The organism is Bradyrhizobium dasycarpum, assembly GCF_042019905.1.
Classification (GTDB): domain Bacteria; phylum Pseudomonadota; class Alphaproteobacteria; order Rhizobiales; family Xanthobacteraceae; genus Bradyrhizobium; species Bradyrhizobium japonicum_B.
In genome coordinates this window covers 3070413-3087248 of the sequence record NZ_CP169574.1, presented here as the reverse complement: position 1 = coordinate 3087248, position 16836 = coordinate 3070413, and the positions used below count along the sequence as shown (strand labels likewise).

13 protein-coding genes and 1 pseudogene are annotated in these 16836 nt (G+C 66.4%); 8 read left to right on the top strand and 6 right to left on the bottom strand.

Annotation, left to right across the window (positions count from 1 at the left end; all coding sequences use genetic code 11):
- Positions 1-171: 171 nt before the first annotated feature.
- The 6 genes from ACETMP_RS15000 (at position 172) to ACETMP_RS14975 (ending at position 7521) form a co-directional block, all read left to right on the top strand.
- Complete coding sequence (locus tag ACETMP_RS15000) at positions 172-1425, top strand: MFS transporter (RefSeq protein ID WP_375161531.1); 1254 nt, start codon at positions 172-174, stop codon at positions 1423-1425.
- A gap of 41 nt (positions 1426-1466) precedes the next feature.
- Positions 1467-2453, top strand: coding sequence for an MDR family oxidoreductase (locus ACETMP_RS14995; RefSeq protein ID WP_375161530.1), 987 nt, complete (start codon positions 1467-1469; stop codon positions 2451-2453).
- A gap of 113 nt (positions 2454-2566) precedes the next feature.
- On the top strand, positions 2567-3178 hold the full coding sequence (locus tag ACETMP_RS14990) for a hypothetical protein (RefSeq protein WP_028134917.1): 612 nt from the start codon (positions 2567-2569) through the stop codon (positions 3176-3178).
- Positions 3179-3340: 162 nt separating this feature from the next.
- A complete protein-coding gene (locus ACETMP_RS14985) occupies positions 3341-3586 on the top strand; it encodes a hypothetical protein (RefSeq protein WP_375161529.1) in 246 nt (81 codons plus the stop codon).
- A 206-nt stretch (positions 3587-3792) separates the two neighbouring features.
- Complete coding sequence (locus tag ACETMP_RS14980) at positions 3793-5529, top strand: methyl-accepting chemotaxis protein (RefSeq protein ID WP_375161528.1); 1737 nt, start codon at positions 3793-3795, stop codon at positions 5527-5529.
- A gap of 303 nt (positions 5530-5832) precedes the next feature.
- A complete protein-coding gene (locus ACETMP_RS14975; RefSeq protein ID WP_375161527.1) occupies positions 5833-7521 on the top strand; it encodes a methyl-accepting chemotaxis protein in 1689 nt (562 codons plus the stop codon).
- A gap of 64 nt (positions 7522-7585) precedes the next feature.
- Here the strand turns inward: ACETMP_RS14975 and ACETMP_RS14970 are convergent, their stop codons facing one another.
- The 6 genes from ACETMP_RS14970 to ACETMP_RS14945 form a co-directional block, all read right to left on the bottom strand.
- The gene (locus ACETMP_RS14970; RefSeq protein ID WP_375161526.1) at positions 7586-10291 is read right to left on the bottom strand and encodes a DUF2339 domain-containing protein; all 2706 of its coding nucleotides are present in this window, start codon (positions 10289-10291) and stop codon (positions 7586-7588) included.
- Between the two features lie 51 nt (positions 10292-10342).
- Positions 10343-11311, bottom strand: a complete 969-nt coding sequence (locus ACETMP_RS14965; RefSeq protein WP_375161525.1) for an NAD regulator — start codon at positions 11309-11311, stop codon at positions 10343-10345.
- A 208-nt stretch (positions 11312-11519) separates the two neighbouring features.
- On the bottom strand, positions 11520-12026 hold the full coding sequence (locus ACETMP_RS14960; protein ID WP_375161524.1) for a tyrosine phosphatase family protein: 507 nt from the start codon (positions 12024-12026) through the stop codon (positions 11520-11522).
- A gap of 144 nt (positions 12027-12170) precedes the next feature.
- Entirely contained in the window at positions 12171-12785 is a 615-nt protein-coding gene (locus ACETMP_RS14955; RefSeq protein ID WP_375161523.1) for a YfbR-like 5'-deoxynucleotidase, read from the bottom strand.
- Positions 12782-13408, bottom strand: coding sequence for a DNA-3-methyladenine glycosylase I (locus ACETMP_RS14950; protein WP_375161522.1), 627 nt, complete (start codon positions 13406-13408; stop codon positions 12782-12784). The genes ACETMP_RS14955 and ACETMP_RS14950 overlap by 4 nt, the downstream gene beginning before the upstream one ends.
- On the bottom strand, positions 13405-14280 hold the full coding sequence (locus ACETMP_RS14945) for a YgfZ/GcvT domain-containing protein (RefSeq protein WP_375161521.1): 876 nt from the start codon (positions 14278-14280) through the stop codon (positions 13405-13407). The genes ACETMP_RS14950 and ACETMP_RS14945 overlap by 4 nt, the downstream gene beginning before the upstream one ends.
- Positions 14281-14381: 101 nt before the next feature.
- Here ACETMP_RS14945 and ACETMP_RS14940 point away from each other — a divergent pair, with 101 nt between their 5' ends.
- Positions 14382-15716 carry a dihydroorotase gene (locus ACETMP_RS14940; RefSeq protein WP_375161520.1) on the top strand — a complete coding sequence of 445 codons (1335 nt, stop codon included), beginning with the start codon at positions 14382-14384 and terminating at the stop codon, positions 15714-15716.
- Positions 15717-15883: 167 nt separating this feature from the next.
- Positions 15884-16754, top strand: a pseudogene (locus ACETMP_RS14935) (sulfurtransferase).
- The last annotated feature ends 82 nt before the right edge of the window (positions 16755-16836 follow it).

The window sequence follows — 16836 nt, the reverse complement described above, 5'->3', positions numbered from 1 at the left end:
ATTCCGTCAGGCTTGGACGGGTCAGGTGAGGCCACATTGAAATGCAATGCTCCCGCGACAGCTCCTCGTGGAACGCAACCGTTTTTGACTTGGGATTTTCATGCAAGTGCATTAAATGGCACGTTCGCGGCGGCTACTTTGCCGCTCCGCCAACGACAGACGAGGAGCACCATGTCGACATCAGCGAGCGAACTTGCTCCGGCCCCACGTTCCTCCAACTGGCGCACCCCGGCCATCATCATTCTGTGCGGTTGTGCGATCGGCATGCTCGGCTTCGGTCCGCGCTCGGCGCTCGGTTTCTTCGTGCAGCCGATGAGCCACGAATTCTCCTGGGGCCGCGACGTGTTTGGCCTTGCGATCGCCGTGCAGAACCTGCTGTGGGGCTTGGGCCAGCCGTTCGCCGGTGCGGTCGCGGATCGCTTCGGCCTGTTCCGGGTGATGTGCGTCGGTGCGCTCCTCTATGCCGGCGGGCTGCTCCTGATGCGCTATTCCTCGACGCCGCTGTCACTCAACATCGGGGCCGGCGTGATGATCGGCTTTGGTCTGGCGGGATGCTCGTTCAACCTGGTGCTGTCGGCCTTCACCAAGCTCTTGCCCGCGGAGAAGCGCGGCATTGCGCTCGGCGCCGGCACCGCCGCGGGCTCGTTCGGCCAGTTCCTGTTCGCGCCGATCGGCGTTGCGCTGATCGATAATTTCGGCTGGCAGCAGGCGCTCTCCGTGTTCGGCTTCCTGATGCTGCTGATCATCCCGCTGTCGCTGGCGCTCTCGACGCCGCCTGTCGCAAGCACGGCCAATACGGCGCCTGCCGATGAGCAGACCATTACAAAGGCGCTCGCCGAAGCTTTCGGCCACCGCTCCTATGTGCTCTTGGTGCTCGGCTTCTTCACCTGCGGCTTCCAGCTCGCCTTCATCACCGTGCATCTGCCGGCCTTCCTGGTCGATCGCGGCATCACCGCACAAACCGGCGGCTGGGTGATCGCGGCGATCGGCCTGTTCAACATCGTCGGTTCGCTCAGCGTCGGCTATCTCCAGAACACACTGCCCAAGCGCTACATCCTCTCGACCATCTACTTCACGCGCGCGCTGGCGACACTCGCCTTCATCTCGTTTCCGATCACGCCGTTCTCGGCGATTGCGTTCGGTGCGATCTCCGGCCTGACCTGGCTCTCCACGGTGCCGCCGACCTCGGCGCTGGTGGCGCTGATGTTCGGCACGCGCTGGCTTGCCACGCTCTACGGCTTCGCCTTCGTCAGCCATCAGGTCGGTGGCTTCCTCGGCGTCTGGCTCGGGGGCATCGTGTTCGAGAAGTTCGGTTCCTACACGCCGATCTGGTGGCTCTCGATCCTGTTCGGCGTGCTCTCCGCGCTGATCAATCTTCCGATCGTGGAGAAACCGGTGGCACGGGCGGTTGCGCAGCCCGCCTGATCGGCTAAACATCCCGGACAGACAAGTCAGGGAGTTCAGTCGTGGCCACATTCAAGGCGATCCGGATCGACAAGGCGGACAAGGGCACCGTTGCCGCGCTCACGCAGTTCGATGAAGCCGAGCTGATGGACGGCGACGTCACCGTCCGGGTCGAATGGTCGACGCTGAACTACAAGGACGGCCTTGCGCTCACCGGCAAGGCGCCGGTGGTGCGCCGCTTCCCGATGATTGCCGGCATCGACTTCGCCGGTACGGTCGAGGCCTCCTCGCATCCGCAGTGGAAGGCCGGCGACAAGGTGGTCTGCACCGGATGGGGCATGGGCGAGACCCATCTCGGCGCCTATGCCGAGAAGGCGCGGGTGAAGGGCGACTGGCTGGTCGCCTTGCCGGAGGGACTCTCGGCGCGCGATGCCATGGCGATCGGCACCGCCGGGTTCACCGCGATGCTCGCGGTGCTGGCACTGGAGAAGCACGGTTTGTCGCCGAAGAGCGGCCCGGTGGTGGTGACCGGTGCCGCCGGCGGCGTCGGCTCGGTTGCGATCGCCGTGCTCTCCAAGCTCGGCTACCACGTCATCGCCTCGACCGGCCGGGCCTCTGAGGCCGACTATCTGAAGCACCTGGGAGCTGCCGAAATCATCGACCGCAACGACCTGTCGGCGCCGGCCAAACCTCTCGCCAAGGAGCGCTGGGCCGGCGGCGTCGACAGCGTCGGCTCGACCACCCTCGCCAATCTGCTCTCGATGACGCGATATGGCGGAGCGATCGCGGCGTGCGGCCTGGCGGCGGGCATGGACCTGCCGTCCTCCGTGGCACCGTTTATTTTGCGCGGAGTGTGCCTTCTCGGCATCGATTCGGTGATGTGTCCGATCGAGCCCAGAAAGGCCGCCTGGGAGCGCCTCGCATCCGACCTCGATCGGACGAAACTGGCTGAAATCACTAAGGAAATTTCGCTTGGCGAGGTTTCGGATTGGGGCGCAAAGATTCTGGCCGGTGAGGTGCGCGGCCGTATCGTGGTAAAAATTGTCTGACGGCGTTCAGACTTTACCAACCAAGCTGCTTCAATGTCGCCATGGTTCGTATGGTAAGCAGCGGGTAAAGAGATAAGGCATCGCCCGCTGCGGGGTTGGGTTCGGAGTTGAGCATGCTTGCGCGTTTTGTGTTGGGGGCTGTCACGGCGGCAGCAACGTTTGCGCCGGCCGTTGCCGGAAGCATGAACGCCGACGAGGCACGTCGCTTCGTCGCCGGCAAAGTGTTTGCCTTCACCTGTTTCGACGGCACCCGCGGTGCAGGCCGCATCCTCGACGATCTCGGCGCCGCTGGTGCGGTGCAGTTCTCGGGCGCGGGCCCGGTCAAGCATCTCCGCCTGCCCGGCAATACGCTCCAGATCCGCGGCCAGAATGTCTGCGCCTCGATCAAGGGGATTCCGTTCGAGCCCTGTTTCAACCTGGAAAAGACCGACGATCGCAGCTTCCGCGGCTCCGTGTCGGGCATGGGCTTCGCCTATTGCGACTTCCGTCACCAGGGCGGCAACCAGATGCTGATGGCCCGCGCCGCAGCGCGCCCGCGCTCGCTGCACAGGCCGGAGCACACCGGGTCGGTTAGCCCGGCCAACACCGAGGTCGCCGCGCGCGTGGAGACGCCGCGGGTCGAGAGCAGCCGGCTCGAGCCGGTGAAGGCGGAGGCCAAGGCCGAAGTGAGGTCCGAGCCCGCCAAGAACGAGGCCCCGCTGGAGCTGCGCCGCTCGACTCAGTGAGACGGCCCGGCGGGACGCCCGCACACTTCGTCGATAAAAATCTCCATCGAACATGAAGCCGCCGCGCCGTAGTCATACGGACGGCGGCTTTCATGCGTTGGTAGCGGTTCGCGCTTCAGTTTGCGTACGGCCGGGGGCGCGGCCCGATAAAAGGGTTCAACGATGTCGCTGTACTTTTTCCGCATCAGTACCGGTCGCTATTCCGGCGCCGCCGACCAGCCATATGAGTTCGAGGATCGCGCGGCCGCCTGGACCGAGATGACGGAGGTCTGCGCCAATTTGCTCGGCGGCATCGCGCGCAGCCTGAAGCCGAACGCCGAGTGGTGCATGGAGCTGCTCGACGAGAACAAGAAGCCGGTCTTCCGCATCAGCCTCGTCGGCGAGAGCGCCGGATGCAAGTCTTCTTGAGCGCGATCTCCAGTTGCAATTGACAACCGGGGCGAGAGACATCTTTCTCGCACTCAACCGTTTGAGCGTAAAGATCAGTATTACTGCGAGGGACCTGGTTAACCAAATCGGAATGTGCGGCGCTCAATTTTTGGGCAAGGGCGCAATCAACGCCAAGGCAGCCGACAACGACTCAGCTGCGCAATTCCTTTGGAGGAAAGGTACCCATGTTGAGCCTTGCTCAAAATCTGAGGATCGGGACCAAGCTGGCGATCGCTTCGGCGCTCGGGGTGTTTCTGGTCGGAGCCATGATCGCAAGCCAGATGCTCGGCAATGCGAGCGTCCAGGAGACCAGCCAGAGCGCACTTGCACAGCGGGAAATCGCCCGCGACGCGGTCAAGGCCGAAGCTGCGGTTCGCGGCATGCAGCTCGCCGTGCGAGACCTTCGTCTCGCCAACAACACGGCAGATCTTCAGAAGGCCATCCAGGCTCTGGGCGATCGGCAGGCCGCGATGGGCTCGCTGGTCGATGCCATGCTGAGACTTTCTCATGCGGCCGAGAACCGCGCTCGGATGGAGAAACTGAGATCGTTGGCCGCGGACTACGCAAAGGCTGCGCAGCAGATCGCCGCCGTCCGTGGCGAAGCCTTGGCCGCGAGCGGTGCAGACGGCGCGCCGCGCGCCGCGAAGCTCAATGAAGATGCCATTCGCATCGCGCGCGAGCTTACCCTGCCGATCGCAGCCCAACTCGACGGGCTGATCGGCCAGATCGCCGAGTACGCGAACCTTAGGTCCGAGGAGAAGAATGCTGCGGCCGCTGCCCAAATGAAATCGAGCGAGCGGCTTGCGATCCTGGTCGGCGCACTCGCCATGTTCGTCCTCGTCGGCTCCTGGCTGATGTCGTTCGTGACCATCGCCCGACCCATTCGGGCGCTCACCGTGGCCATGGACAAGCTCGCCGACGGCGATTTCTCGGTGGTGCTGCCCGGGCTCGGCCGCAGGGACGAGGTCGGCGGCGTCGCTGCGGCCGTCGAGAAATTCAAGATCGTCTCAGAACAGAAGGCGCGCGAAGAGGCCGAGGCCAAGATCAGGCAGGATCAGATCGCGGCCGCGCAGCGCAAGGCCGAGATGCACAAGCTTGCTGACGGCTTCGAAGCCGCGATCGGCGAGATCGTCGATACCGTGTCCTCGGCCGCGACCGAATTGGAAGCCTCGGCCTCGACGCTCACATCGACCGCGGCGCGTGGACAGGAGCTCACCACCATGGTTGCTTCCGCCTCCGAGGAAGCGTCCACCAACGTGCAGTCGGTGGCCTCGGCGACCGAAGAGCTGTCGTCGTCGATCACCGAGATCAGCCGCCAGGTGCAGGAATCCGCTCGCGTCGCGGGCGAAGCGGTGAGCCAGGCCCGCACCACGACCGACCGCGTCGGGGAGCTCTCCGCGGCTGCGGCGCGGATCGGCGACGTCGTCGAGCTGATCAACACCATCGCCGGCCAGACCAATCTCCTGGCGCTCAATGCGACCATCGAGGCCGCGCGCGCCGGCGAGGCGGGCCGCGGCTTTGCCGTCGTCGCCTCCGAGGTCAAGGCGCTGGCGGAGCAGACCGCGAAGGCGACCGGCGAGATCGGCCAGCAGATCGCCAGCATCCAGACCGCGACCGAACATTCCGTCGGTGCGATCAAGGACATCAGTCACACCATCGAGAAACTGTCGGAGATCTCCTCGACGATCGCGGCTGCCGTCGAAGAGCAGGGCGCGGCAACGCAGGAGATATCCCGCAACGTGCAGCAGGCGGCGGCAGGCACCCATCAAGTGTCGTCCAACATCGCCGACGTGCAGCACGGCGCGAGCGAGACCGGCTCGGCCTCCTCGCAGGTGCTGTCCGCGGCCCAGATGCTGTCCGGCGACAGCAATCGGCTGAAGCTGGAGGTCGAAAAATTCCTGGGTACCGTGCGCGCGGCGTGACGCTCGCGGTCAGCCTCGGAGGAAGCCGCCGGCCCGCTCCAATGATGCCGCGCATCAAGCCGTGTCCGTATCGCGGCACGAGATGTCCATGCGGCTGCAACAGACGGGCTGCAGTGAATGGCGATCACGGGCGCGAGCCGTAGTTTTACGTAGGTTCCTGTTAACGCCTGTTTGCGATTATGGGCGCAATCTCTCGGGACAAGAACCAGCCAGCATTGTTGAACTGACTTCCGCCCTGTCGTCCGTCGCGACAATTGCGGCGCGGGTCATTCTCGCGTTGCTGGCTATATCGGGGTTGTCGTGATGTCGAAACTGTCGATCGTATTCAAGCTCTTGACCGTGCTGTCGGTCCTTGTTCTCTCGCTCGCCGGCGTCGGCGTGACGGCGATCGGCACCATGCAGAACATCAACGCCCACACCGTCGAGATCGCGCAGAGCTGGCTGCCGAGCGTGCGTGCGCTCGGCTCCATGCGCGCCGACATCAACGAGCTGCGCGTCGCGCTCCGTCTGCACCTGATGCAGGATACCGCCGAAGGCAAGGACGCTGCCGAAAAGCGTCTGGCAGGCTTGCGCGAGCGTATTGAGAAGACACGCAAGGTCTACGAGCCGCTGATCACCGTCGCCGAGGAGCGCTCCATCTACGAGCAATGGAGCAAGGCGTGGACCGAGTATCTGAACGGCGTGCAGGAGACGATGGCGCTGTCGCGCAAGAGCGTCGGCCGTTTCCCGACCGATGCCAACGAGATGCTGCAGACCAAGGTCGCCAAGATGGCCCAGGCCGCCGATCCTCTGCTGCAGAAGAACATCGAGCTCAATAACCAGGGCGCCGAGCTGGAGACGAAGCAGGCGGCCGACAGCTACGCGTTGATCTTCCGCGTGCTGGTCGGCATCATCGTCGCGGCCGTCGTGATCGCGATTGCCGCCGCCTATTATCTCGTGCGTGACGTCTCGCGCGGCATCGCCTCGATCATCCGTCCGATGCAATCGCTCGGCGAGGGCGATCTCTCGGCCGAGGTCCCGCATCGCGGCGAGAAGACCGAGATCGGTTCGATGGCGGACGCGCTGCAGATATTCAAGGAGGCGTTGATCGCCAAGAAGGCCGCCGACGAGGCTGCCGCGCGCGACGCCGAGGCCAAGATCGAGCGCGGCCGCCGCGTCGATGCCATCACGCGCAATTTCGAGGTCATGATCGGCGAGGTCGTCGAGACGGTGTCGTCGGCCTCGACCGAGCTCGAGGCTTCCGCGGCCACGCTGAGCGGTACGGCGCAGCGCGGCCAGCAGCTCGCAACCGTCGTTGCGGCTGCGTCCGAGGAAGCTTCCACCAACGTCCAGGCCGTGGCGTCCGCCTCGGAAGAGCTGTCGTCCTCCATCACCGAGATCAGCCGTCGCGTGCAGGATTCGGCGCGGATGGCTGCGGAAGCCGTCGAGCAGGCGGCGCGGACCAACGACCGCGTCAACGCGCTGTCGCAGGCGGCCTCCCGCATCGGCGACGTCGTCGAGCTCATCAACACCATCGCGGGCCAGACCAACCTCCTGGCGCTGAATGCGACGATCGAGGCGGCGCGCGCCGGCGAAGCCGGCCGCGGCTTTGCCGTCGTCGCATCCGAGGTCAAGGCGCTGGCCGAGCAGACCGCCAAGGCGACCGGCGAGATCGGGGCGCAGGTCGCGGGGATTCAGACCGCGACGCAGGAATCCGTCAGCGCCATCCAGGAGATCGGCGGCACCATCGAGCGGCTGTCCGAGGTGGCCTCGGCCATCGCCGCCGCCGTCGAGGAGCAGGGCGCCGCCACGCAGGAGATTTCGCGCAACGTCCAGCAGGCCGCCCTCGGCACCCAGGAGGTCTCGTCCAACATCACCAACGTGCAGCGCGGCGCGATCGACACCGGCTCGGCCTCGGGTGAAGTGCTTTCGGCAGCGAAGTCGCTGGCGACCGACAGCACCCGCCTGAAGGTCGAGGTCGCGCAGTTCCTGGAATCGGTCCGCGCGGCCTGATCTTCAGCAGCATGATCCGGAAACGCGTGCAGCGGTTTTCCGCAAAGATCACGCCTCGAGCGGTTCAGCTGGTCGTCGGCGCAGCCGGCGGCGGCACCACCTGCCGCCGGAACAGGATTCGCTGGTAGAGCCAGCCGATCGCCACCAGCACGACGCCGAGGCACATGAACGACAGCGCGCGGTAGACGCCTGTCAGCGTCCATACGTCGATTGCGAAGGCCTTGAGGATGGTCAGCGCGATGACGGCGGCAGAGGCCAGCCGCGCACGCTCCGAATTGAACAGGATCCCCGCGCCGAGCAGCACCACCCCGAACGCCAGCCAGCCGATCGAATAGGTGTATTGCTCGGCGCTCGTGGTGCCGCCGTAGAGCAGCACCGGGCCGTGGTAGAAGCGGCGGATCTCCAGCGTCACGTAGCTGAGCGCGAACACCAGTGCGCCGCCCGCGATCGTGTTGGCGTAGGCGACGGAGCGGTGGCCCGCCACCGCATAGGACAGCAGCAGCATCAGCACCGCCGGCAGCGCGTAGCCGAGCAGCAGCAGGTTGAAGACGAGGCCGCCGACATTGACGCTGGAGAGCACCATCGGATTCTCCAGGATCAAGAGACCGAACACGGCGATGAACCCGGCAATCGCCGTGAGCACGACGGCGCCGACATTGTGCACGATGCTCTGGCTCCTCAGCCGCAACCGCTCCAGTCCGATCGCCATCGCGAGCGTGACGCAGACCTGCAGCGCGAATTCGAGCAGCGAGGGGCCCGCCGTCATGCGGCCACCGGTCGCAAAGTGCCGGATCTCCATGAAGGCAAGCAGCGCGGTGAACAGGATCGCGGCCGTCTCGACCATGCGCAGCGGCGGATCGTCGGCGCGTCGGCGCAGGAAGATGCTCGCGCCCCAGAACGAGGCCGCAGGCAGGCCGTAGCCCCAGAGCAGCCAATTGAAGATCGGCGTGGTGCCGACGGCATCGCCGACGATGCGTGGGTCATAGGCGATGCGCGCAGTGACGAGCGCGGCGAAAATGGCGGCGAGCCAGCGCAGGAACGGGATCGGCCGCTGCAGCGAGATCCAGGCGGTGCCGAGCGACATCAGCGCGAGCGCGATCGTCAGCCAGCCCTTCTCCAGCGCGAAGGTCAGCGCCAGCGCCAGCGCACCGAGCGTGCCGGTCGCGAACAAGGCGGTGGAGATCATGCTGCCCGGCCGGGTCTCGCGGCGCGTCAGCGCCTCGGTCGCCGCGCCAAAGCTTGCGGCGAGCAGCACCGCGAGGATCGCGAACGGGACCGAGCGGTCGAGATGGGCGATACGCGCGTAGAGCGCGACCAGGATCGCGATCGGCGTCGCGACGCCCGCCGCTGACCACACCACCGGGATGATCGCCGAGTTCGAGCGGCCCTGCGCCAGGAAGCCGGCGATGCCGAAGCCGGCGGCGAAAAGCGCGGCCGTCACCAGATGCAGCGTCACCGAGCTGCCGATCGCGCTGGGCCCGACGCCGGACATCGCACCGCCCGGCAGCACCAGCATGTCAGGATTGGCGCGCACCGCCCATTCGGCGAACACGATGAAGACGGTCGCCGCGGCCGCGCCGAGCGCGCCGGTCGCCGCCGGCGCGCGCCAGGCGACGAGTAGCGTACCGCCGACCAGCAGCGCAAACGCGATCAGCGCCAGGTCGGCATGCGCGCTCGACAGCACGATCAGCATCGCGCCGAACAGATAGGCGCCGAGCGAACCCGACGAGATCGGCTCGATCTCGCCGTCCTCGATTGCAGGCCCGAACATGAAGCCGCAGACGACGAGCAGCGCGGCCAGCACGAAGCCGGCGATGACATGGAAGGCGTGCGGCGCGACCTGGACCTGCTCGGCGTCGAGGCCGGGGAAGAGCCAGAGCACGGCGAAAGCGATCGTGGTGACCGCAAGCCAGCGCCACAGCCGGATCCGGGCAAGGCCGAAGCTCGCGGCGGTGACGACGGCGAGATAGATGTAGAGCGCCCAATAATCGGGCTTGCCACTGGAGACGAGCACCGGCGTCACGAAGGCGCCGACCACGCCGAGGCCGGCGAGCGCCGGCCCGTGCAGCAGCGCGGCAGCGAGCGTGCACATTGCCACGATGCCGAGCAGCACGAAGGCGGTGGCGGGCACGAGGAAGCCGTAGAGCGCGTAGGCTGCATAGATGGTGGCGAACGCAACCGCCGTTCCCGCCGCGGTGAGGATCGCCGGGATGTTGGCGATCGGCAGCGCCGCGATGTTGGAGATGCTCTCCTTGCGTCGGGTCCATTCGCCGGCGCCCAGCAGCGCGGCTGCGAACAGGCCGCCCAGGAACACGCGCACGCCGGGGCCGAGAAGACCGGCCTCGATCGAATAGCGCACCATGAAGAAGCCGCCGAGCGCGAGCGCAAGGCCGCCGATCCACACCACCCAGCGCGTGCCGAGCTGCTCCTCGAAGCCGGGCGCCGGCGCGGGCAGCGGCGGCGGTGCGCTGGCTTCAAGGCCGGCTTCGAGTGGGGGCGGCGAAACATCTGCGGCGACCGGCGCAGGCGGCGTAACCTCGGGCTCGTGTGCAAGCGGCGGCGGCTCTGCCGGCGCTGTTGCGGGCGCCTCCGTCTGCACCGCTGCGGGCATCAGCGGCGGCGGCTGGACCGGCCGTTGCGCATAAGACATCGCTTCGAGTGCGTTCAGTCGCCGGCGCAGCTCGGCCGCCTGGCTGGAGGCCTTGATGGCGATCAGGAAGGCGACGATCGCGATGATCAGCGCAAAGACGTCAAACGGGCCGTCGAACATGAAGCCTCCTGGCGACCGGCGGGCAGGGGCCGATCGCGCAAATCTCAGGATCTAGCGCCGGGAGCGTACGCGCAAGCCCGGTGCAGGCCGCTCCTGGAGCACGTCGCGGCGGAAGCGGTAGAGCGCCGCCGGCCGTCCGCCCGTCTGTGTCGACATCACCCCGGTCGGTTCGACCAGGGCTTCCATTTCGACCAGGCGGCGGAAATTCTGCTTGTGCAGATGCCGGCCGGAGATCGCCTCGACCGTATGCTGCAGTTCGGTAAGTGTGAATTCGGGCGGCAAAAGTTCAAACACGACAGGGCGATACTTCAGTTTTGCACGCAGCCGCGCGATCGCCGTGGCGAGAATCCGGCGGTGGTCGAACCGCATCGAGGTCCCGAGCGGAGGCAGCGTCTTGCGCGCTAATGCCGCAGGGCGGCCGTCGCGCCGCGCCTCCTCGACCAGCCCGGCCTCGTACAGCAGTTCGTAGCGGTCGAGCACGCGCTCTTCGTCCCAGGCAGCTCCCTCGAGGCCGAAGCAGAACCGCACGCGATCCTTGCGCGGCAGCGCGCGAAACGTTTCCGTCGTCTCCTCCGCGGCCCACTCGGTCAGCGCAGGGATGATGTCGCGGGCGATGATCGCCGGCGGCTCCTCGCGCCAGTCTTCCCAGGGGAAAAAGCGATACCATGGCGCGAAGCTCGCCGCGTTGGCTGCGAGTTCGCCATCCACCGCACGCGTCAGCGCGAGATAACCGATCGACACCATATGCGCTCCGGTGTCGCCCGCCTCGGCATGACGGCCGCGATCGCCGAAGGTGTAGAGCTGCTCGACATAGCCGAGCCGCAGGCCCGCCTGCTCCTCGACCCAGGCGCGCAGGCCGATCTCGAAGGTGCGGTGCGCGAGTGCGTCGAACGGGCCGAACGGCAGGCCAGCCAGCCCGTCGCTGCCGCGCGCGGTCAGGATCAGCGGCTCATGGCCCTCGATCGCGACGATCGCCGCGGTCAGGCCGATCTCGATCGGCGTCAGGAGCGGCTCGCTCATGCGGTGAAGATCGCAGGATTGATTGCGACGGTCTCGCCGCGGACTCGCTGTAACCTCTCCAGCTTGCGGGAGAGATCGGCGCGTAGCGCCGGGAGAGGGCTTTCTCCTCTAGGGGTTTGTCCCGCTGCGAAGACACCCTCTCCCCGACCCTCTCCCGCAAGCGGGAGAGGGGGCGCAGTCCCGTCGCGGCTGCTATTCGGCGCTCTTCTCATTCGAGCTCGATCACGAAGGGGCGGTCCTCGACCATCATCGCGCCCGGACCGATCTCGTCGAGCGCGCGCAGCATGCGGCCGTTGCGGCCGAGGGCCCGGTCGGCTAGGCCGACGATGCGCCGGTTCGGCGAGGCGATCGGCGAGGCCGCGCGGATCTTCCTGGCGATCTCGAGTTCGTCGCGGTTTGGATTGAGCGCGCAGACCGCCGCAAAGGCGCTCGCGGTGGAGCGGCTGATGCCGGCATAGCAATGGACTACGAGCGGCGCACTGCGGTCCCAGCCGCGCACGAAGTTCAGCACCAGATCGATATGCGCCTCGGACGGTGCGACGAACCCGTCCAGCTCCTCGGTGATGTCGTCCATCGACACCTTGAGATGATTGGCCGGCAGCACGGAGACCGGCCGCGCCACCTGCTCGACATTGGCCATCACGGTCAGCACATGGCTGGCCCCGGTGAGACGGACGGTTTCGGGAAGCGCGGCGAGGGAACAGACGTGGATCATGGGAGACCTTTTTGCCGCCGATTATAGCGAGCGCTCGCAGGGTGGGCAAAGGCGCAAAGCGCCGTGCCCACCATCTCGCAATAGCGCGCATCACGCTCAGTTTGGTGGGCACGCATCGCTTTGCCCACCCGACGAAGGATAATGCTACGCAAACACCGCGCCAAACCGCTCCAGAAACTGCTTCCCGGCCCGTGCCGCGGTCCAGGGCGTCAGGTAGTCGCGCCGGACGCTGTCGGTGAGGCCGGGATCCCTGCCGAACAGGCGCCTTGCCTCGCTTTCGCTGAAGCCGGCAAGCTCGGTCGCCTCCAGATAGGCCGCGCCGCGATCGGCGGCCTTGATGGCCTGCGTGATCTCCTCCGGCAGCACCGGCGGCAGTCCGAAGCGGATATGGATGGCGCCGAGCAGGCGTTTCTCCACGGCCTTGTAATGACCGTCGAGCACCGCCTTGAACGGCGAGATCATGTCGCCGATCACATATTCCGGCGCATCGTGCAGCAATGCGGCGAGCCGCATCCGCTGATCGGCGCGCGGCATCTCGTGCCGCAGCACGGTCTCCACCAGCAGCGTGTGCTGCGCCACCGAGAAGATATGCGCCCCGATGGTCTGCCCGTTCCAGCGCGCGACGCGCGCCAGCCCGTGCGCGATGTCGGCGATCTCGATATCCAGCGGGGAGGGATCGAGCAGATCGAGCCGCCGGCCCGACAGCATGCGCTGCCAGGCGCGGGACGGCGCTTCGCGCGCGGTCTTCTTCGCGGTCATCTGGTCTTGAGGCGCGGCTTGCGCTGCGTCTTGCCGCAGGTCGCGTGGCAATGGCAGTCGACGAGATGGTCGTTGACCATGCCGGTCGCCTGCATGAAGGCATAGACGATGGTCGGGCCGACGAACTTGAAGCCGCGCGAGGACAGCTCCTTGGAGATCTGCACCGACAGCGGCGTCGAGGTCGGCACGCTCGCGGTGGTCTTGAACTTGTTGACCAGCGGCCTTCCGTCCATGAAGTCCCACAGCAGCTTCGAGAAGCCAGGCCCCTTCTCCATGATGTCGAGATACGACCTGGCGCTCAGGATCGCGCCGTCGATCTTGGCCTTGTTGCGGACGATGCCGGCATCGTTCATCAGCGCGTGAATCTTCTTGGGCGTGTATCGCGCGATCTTCTCCGGCTGGAAATCGTCGAAGGCTTTGCGGAAATTGTCGCGCTTGCGCAGGATGGTGATCCAGGACAGGCCGGCCTGAAAACCGTCGAGCATCAGCTTCTCGTACAGCGCGCGGTCGTCATATTCCGGCACGCCCCATTCGGTGTCGTGATAGGCGACATAGAGCGGATCATCGCCCGGCCAGGGGCAACGCGTCAGGCCGTCGGGATGCAGGCGGGGAGCGCGGCTCATGCGATGGGGTGCTTGGCTGGAATGCGCACGACGTCGGGATCCGCGAGTTTCATGGCGAGCCCGCCGGCGGTGAGAGGCTGGCCGGCATCGAGCGCGTCCGCGACACGGTCGATGCGCACCAGGGCAATGCCCTTGCCGCCCGACGTCGAGCCGATGGTGCCGACCGGCTTGTCACCGGCGAGGATGGTCGCGCCGGCTTCGGGCGAGGCGCCGTCGAGCAGCACCTTCACGCTGCGGGTGCGCGCGGTGCCGCGGTGCTGCATGCGCGAGACGACCTCCTGGCCGACATAACAGCCCTTGTCGAAATCGACGCCGGCGAGGCGGTCCATGTTGGTCTCGTGCGGGAAGGCGTCGCCATACATGAAATCGAGCCCGCCGCGCGGCACGCCGAGCGCGATGCGGTGCGCCTCATACTCGGCGGCGTCGACCAGGTCGGCCCCGATGAGGTCGGACAGCTTCTGCTTGAGATCCTCGGGGATCAGGATGCGAAAGCCGAGCGCATCGTTGCGCGGGTCAGCGAAGGCAAGGTCCGGCTGGGCCGCAGGCTGGCCGTCCCAGGCCGCGAGCACGCCGAGATCGAGATTCTCCACCGTGACCTTGGCACGCAGCTTGTAGAATTTCAGCTTGGTGGCGAGGCTCTCTGCCAGCGCCTTCGGGCAGTCGATCAGGAACCCGCCGCCATGGCCCGCAGGGACCTCGGTGATCAGGAAATCCACGATGATCTTGCCCTGCGGCGTCAGCAACGCGCCGAATCGCCCCAGGCCCGGCTTCAGCCTGTCGAGGTCGGTCGTGATCAGGCCGTTGAGGAAGTTGCGCGCATCCTCGCCCGCGACCTTGACCACGCCCCGGTCGGGAAGAAACGCTGATTTCATGCGAAAATCTCTTGCGACATGTTGCTCCGGAACGTAAGCCCGCGAGGCATAAACGACAAGACCTCCAGCCCTGCGCTTGGGGACGAGAGAGGCCTTCAGCCATGACCCAGCGCTTCGATGTGATCCTCAAGAATGGCACCGTCGTCAACCAGGACGGCGAGGGTGTTCGCGATATCGGCATTGCCGGTGGCCGCATTGCCGAGCTGGGTCCTTTGTCGCACGCCTCCGCCGCCGAAATGATCGACTGCAAGGGCTTGCACATCCTGCCCGGCGTGATGGACACGCAGGTGCATTTCCGCGAGCCCGGCCTGACGCACAAGGAAGACCTCGAGACCGGTTCGCGCAGCGCCGTGATGGGCGGCGTCACCGCGGTGTTCGAGATGCCGAACACCGCGCCGCTGACGGTGACGGAGGCCGAGTTCACCGACAAGGTGAAGCGCGCCCATCACCGCATGCATTGCGATTTCGCCTTCTTCATCGGCGGCACCCGCGAGAACGTTCAGGATCTGCCGGTGCTGGAGCGCGCGCCCGGCTGTGCGGGGGTCAAGGTCTTCATCGGCTCCTCGACCGGCGCGCTGCTGGTGGAGGACGACGAGAGCCTGCGCCGCATCTTCCAGGTGATCCGCCGCCGCGCCGCTTTCCATGCCGAGGACGAGTACCGCCTCAACGACCGCAAACCGCTGCGCATCGAGGGTGACGCCCGCTCGCATCCGGTGTGGCGCGACGAAACCGCGGCGCTGATGGCGACGCAGCGCCTGGTCAAGCTCGCGCACGAGACCGGCAGGCGCATTCATGTGCTGCACATCTCCACCAAGGAGGAGATTGAGTTCCTGCGCGACCACAAGGACGTCGCCTCCTGCGAGGCGACGCCGCACCACCTGACGCTGGCTGCGCCCGAATGCTATGAGCGGCTCGGCACGCTGGCGCAGATGAACCCGCCGGTGCGCGGCGCCGATCACCGCGCCGGGATCTGGCGCGGCATCGAGCAGGGCATCATCGACGTGCTCGGCTCCGACCACGCCCCCCATACGCTGGAGGAGAAGCAGAAGACCTATCCGGCCTCGCCCTCCGGCATGACCGGCGTGCAGACGCTGGTGCCTGTCATGCTCGACCACGTCAATGCGGGTCGGCTCTCGCTGGCGCGCTTCGTCGACCTCACCAGCGCCGGTCCCGCGCGCCTCTACAACATGGCATGCAAGGGCCGCATCGCCGCCGGGTACGACGCCGACTTCACCATCGTCGACCTCAAGCGCAGCGAGACCATCACCAATCAATGGGTGGCGTCCAAGGCCGGCTGGACGCCTTATGACGGCTTGCGCGTCACCGGCTGGCCCGTCGGCACCTTCATCCGCGGCCACCGCGTGATGTGGCAGGGCGAGCTGGTGACGCCCGCGCAGGGCGAGGCGGTGCGGTTTCTGGAGACGCTGAAGCCGTAGGGTGCGAACTTCTGCTTCTTGCTCACTCTCATGCCCCGGCTTGACCGGGGCATCCAGTACGCCGCGGCGATAGTTGGCTGATGCGACTGCCGCCTCTGGAATACTTGCCCGCCTTCGCGGGCAATGACAGTGTGCCAGGAAGCGCAAGCTCAAATTGGGAGAGTCCGATGTCCCAGCCAACGCCCCTCATCACCACCGAGCAGCTCGCCGCCATGCTCGGCGATCCCAATCTCCGCCTCTACGACTGCACGACCTACAACGAACCTGTGCCGCCCGGCAGCGACGTGCCTTACCGCGCTGTGCCCGGCGACAAGACGTTTGCGGCCGGGCACATTCCGGGCGCCGATTTCCTCGATTTGCAAGGCGAGTTCTCCGACGCCTCGTCGCAGCACTTCTTCATGATGCCCGATGTCGCGCAGCTGGAGACCGGCTTCGGCCGGCACGGCCTCGATGCGGGCAAGACCGTCGTGCTCTACAGCATCGGCACCATGATGTGGGCGACACGGTTCTGGTGGATGCTGCGCTCGCTCGGCGTCGATGCGCAGGTGCTCGACGGCGGCTTCGACAAATGGAAGCAGGAGGGACGGCCGGTCGAGACAGGCTCCCCGAAAGGCTATCCGGCCACGAGCTTCATGGCCGCGCCGCGCGCCGGCTTCTTCGTCGACAAGGATGTGGTGAAGGCGCGGATCGGCGATCCCTCGACGGTCATCGTCAACGCGCTCGGGCCGCAGTTTCATCGCGGCCTCGAGGCCGAGCCGCTACGGCCGGCCCGGCCGTGTTCCCGGCAGCGTCAACGTATCCGCTGCGACGCTCGTCAATGCCGACAAGACGTTGACGACCCTTGCCGATGCCGAAGCCAAGTTCATTGCTGCGGGCGTCACCCGCGACAAGAACGTCATTCTCTATTGCGGCGGCGGCATCTCGGCGACGATCGACCTGTTTCTGTTGACCCAGCTCGGCTACGACAGATTGACGCTGTACGACGCCTCGATGGGCGAATGGGCGAGGGATCCGGCGCTGCCGATCGAGACGGATTAGGAGTGCGCTGCGCTTACCCTCCCCCTCCAGGGGAGGATAAAATCCCAGAGAAGAAATCTGGGAACCTTTGCCCTGGGGCTGC

Bases quoted from the DNA above. Each gene is read 5' to 3' on its own strand.
- ACETMP_RS15000 (WP_375161531.1), top strand. From the start codon at position 172: ATGTCGACATCAGCGAGCGAACTTGCTCCGGCCCCACGTTCCTCCAAC.
- ACETMP_RS14990 (WP_028134917.1), top strand. From the start codon at position 2,567: ATGCTTGCGCGTTTTGTGTTGGGGGCTGTCACGGCGGCAGCAACGTTT.
- ACETMP_RS14985 (WP_375161529.1), top strand. From the start codon at position 3,341: ATGTCGCTGTACTTTTTCCGCATCAGTACCGGTCGCTATTCCGGCGCC.
- ACETMP_RS14980 (WP_375161528.1), top strand. From the start codon at position 3,793: ATGTTGAGCCTTGCTCAAAATCTGAGGATCGGGACCAAGCTGGCGATC.
- ACETMP_RS14975 (WP_375161527.1), top strand. From the start codon at position 5,833: ATGTCGAAACTGTCGATCGTATTCAAGCTCTTGACCGTGCTGTCGGTC.
- ACETMP_RS14970 (WP_375161526.1), bottom strand. From the start codon at position 10,291: ATGTTCGACGGCCCGTTTGACGTCTTTGCGCTGATCATCGCGATCGTC.
- ACETMP_RS14965 (WP_375161525.1), bottom strand. From the start codon at position 11,311: ATGAGCGAGCCGCTCCTGACGCCGATCGAGATCGGCCTGACCGCGGCG.
- ACETMP_RS14960 (WP_375161524.1), bottom strand. From the start codon at position 12,026: ATGATCCACGTCTGTTCCCTCGCCGCGCTTCCCGAAACCGTCCGTCTC.
- ACETMP_RS14955 (WP_375161523.1), bottom strand. From the start codon at position 12,785: ATGACCGCGAAGAAGACCGCGCGCGAAGCGCCGTCCCGCGCCTGGCAG.
- ACETMP_RS14950 (WP_375161522.1), bottom strand. From the start codon at position 13,408: ATGAGCCGCGCTCCCCGCCTGCATCCCGACGGCCTGACGCGTTGCCCC.
- ACETMP_RS14945 (WP_375161521.1), bottom strand. From the start codon at position 14,280: ATGAAATCAGCGTTTCTTCCCGACCGGGGCGTGGTCAAGGTCGCGGGC.
- ACETMP_RS14940 (WP_375161520.1), top strand. From the start codon at position 14,382: ATGACCCAGCGCTTCGATGTGATCCTCAAGAATGGCACCGTCGTCAAC.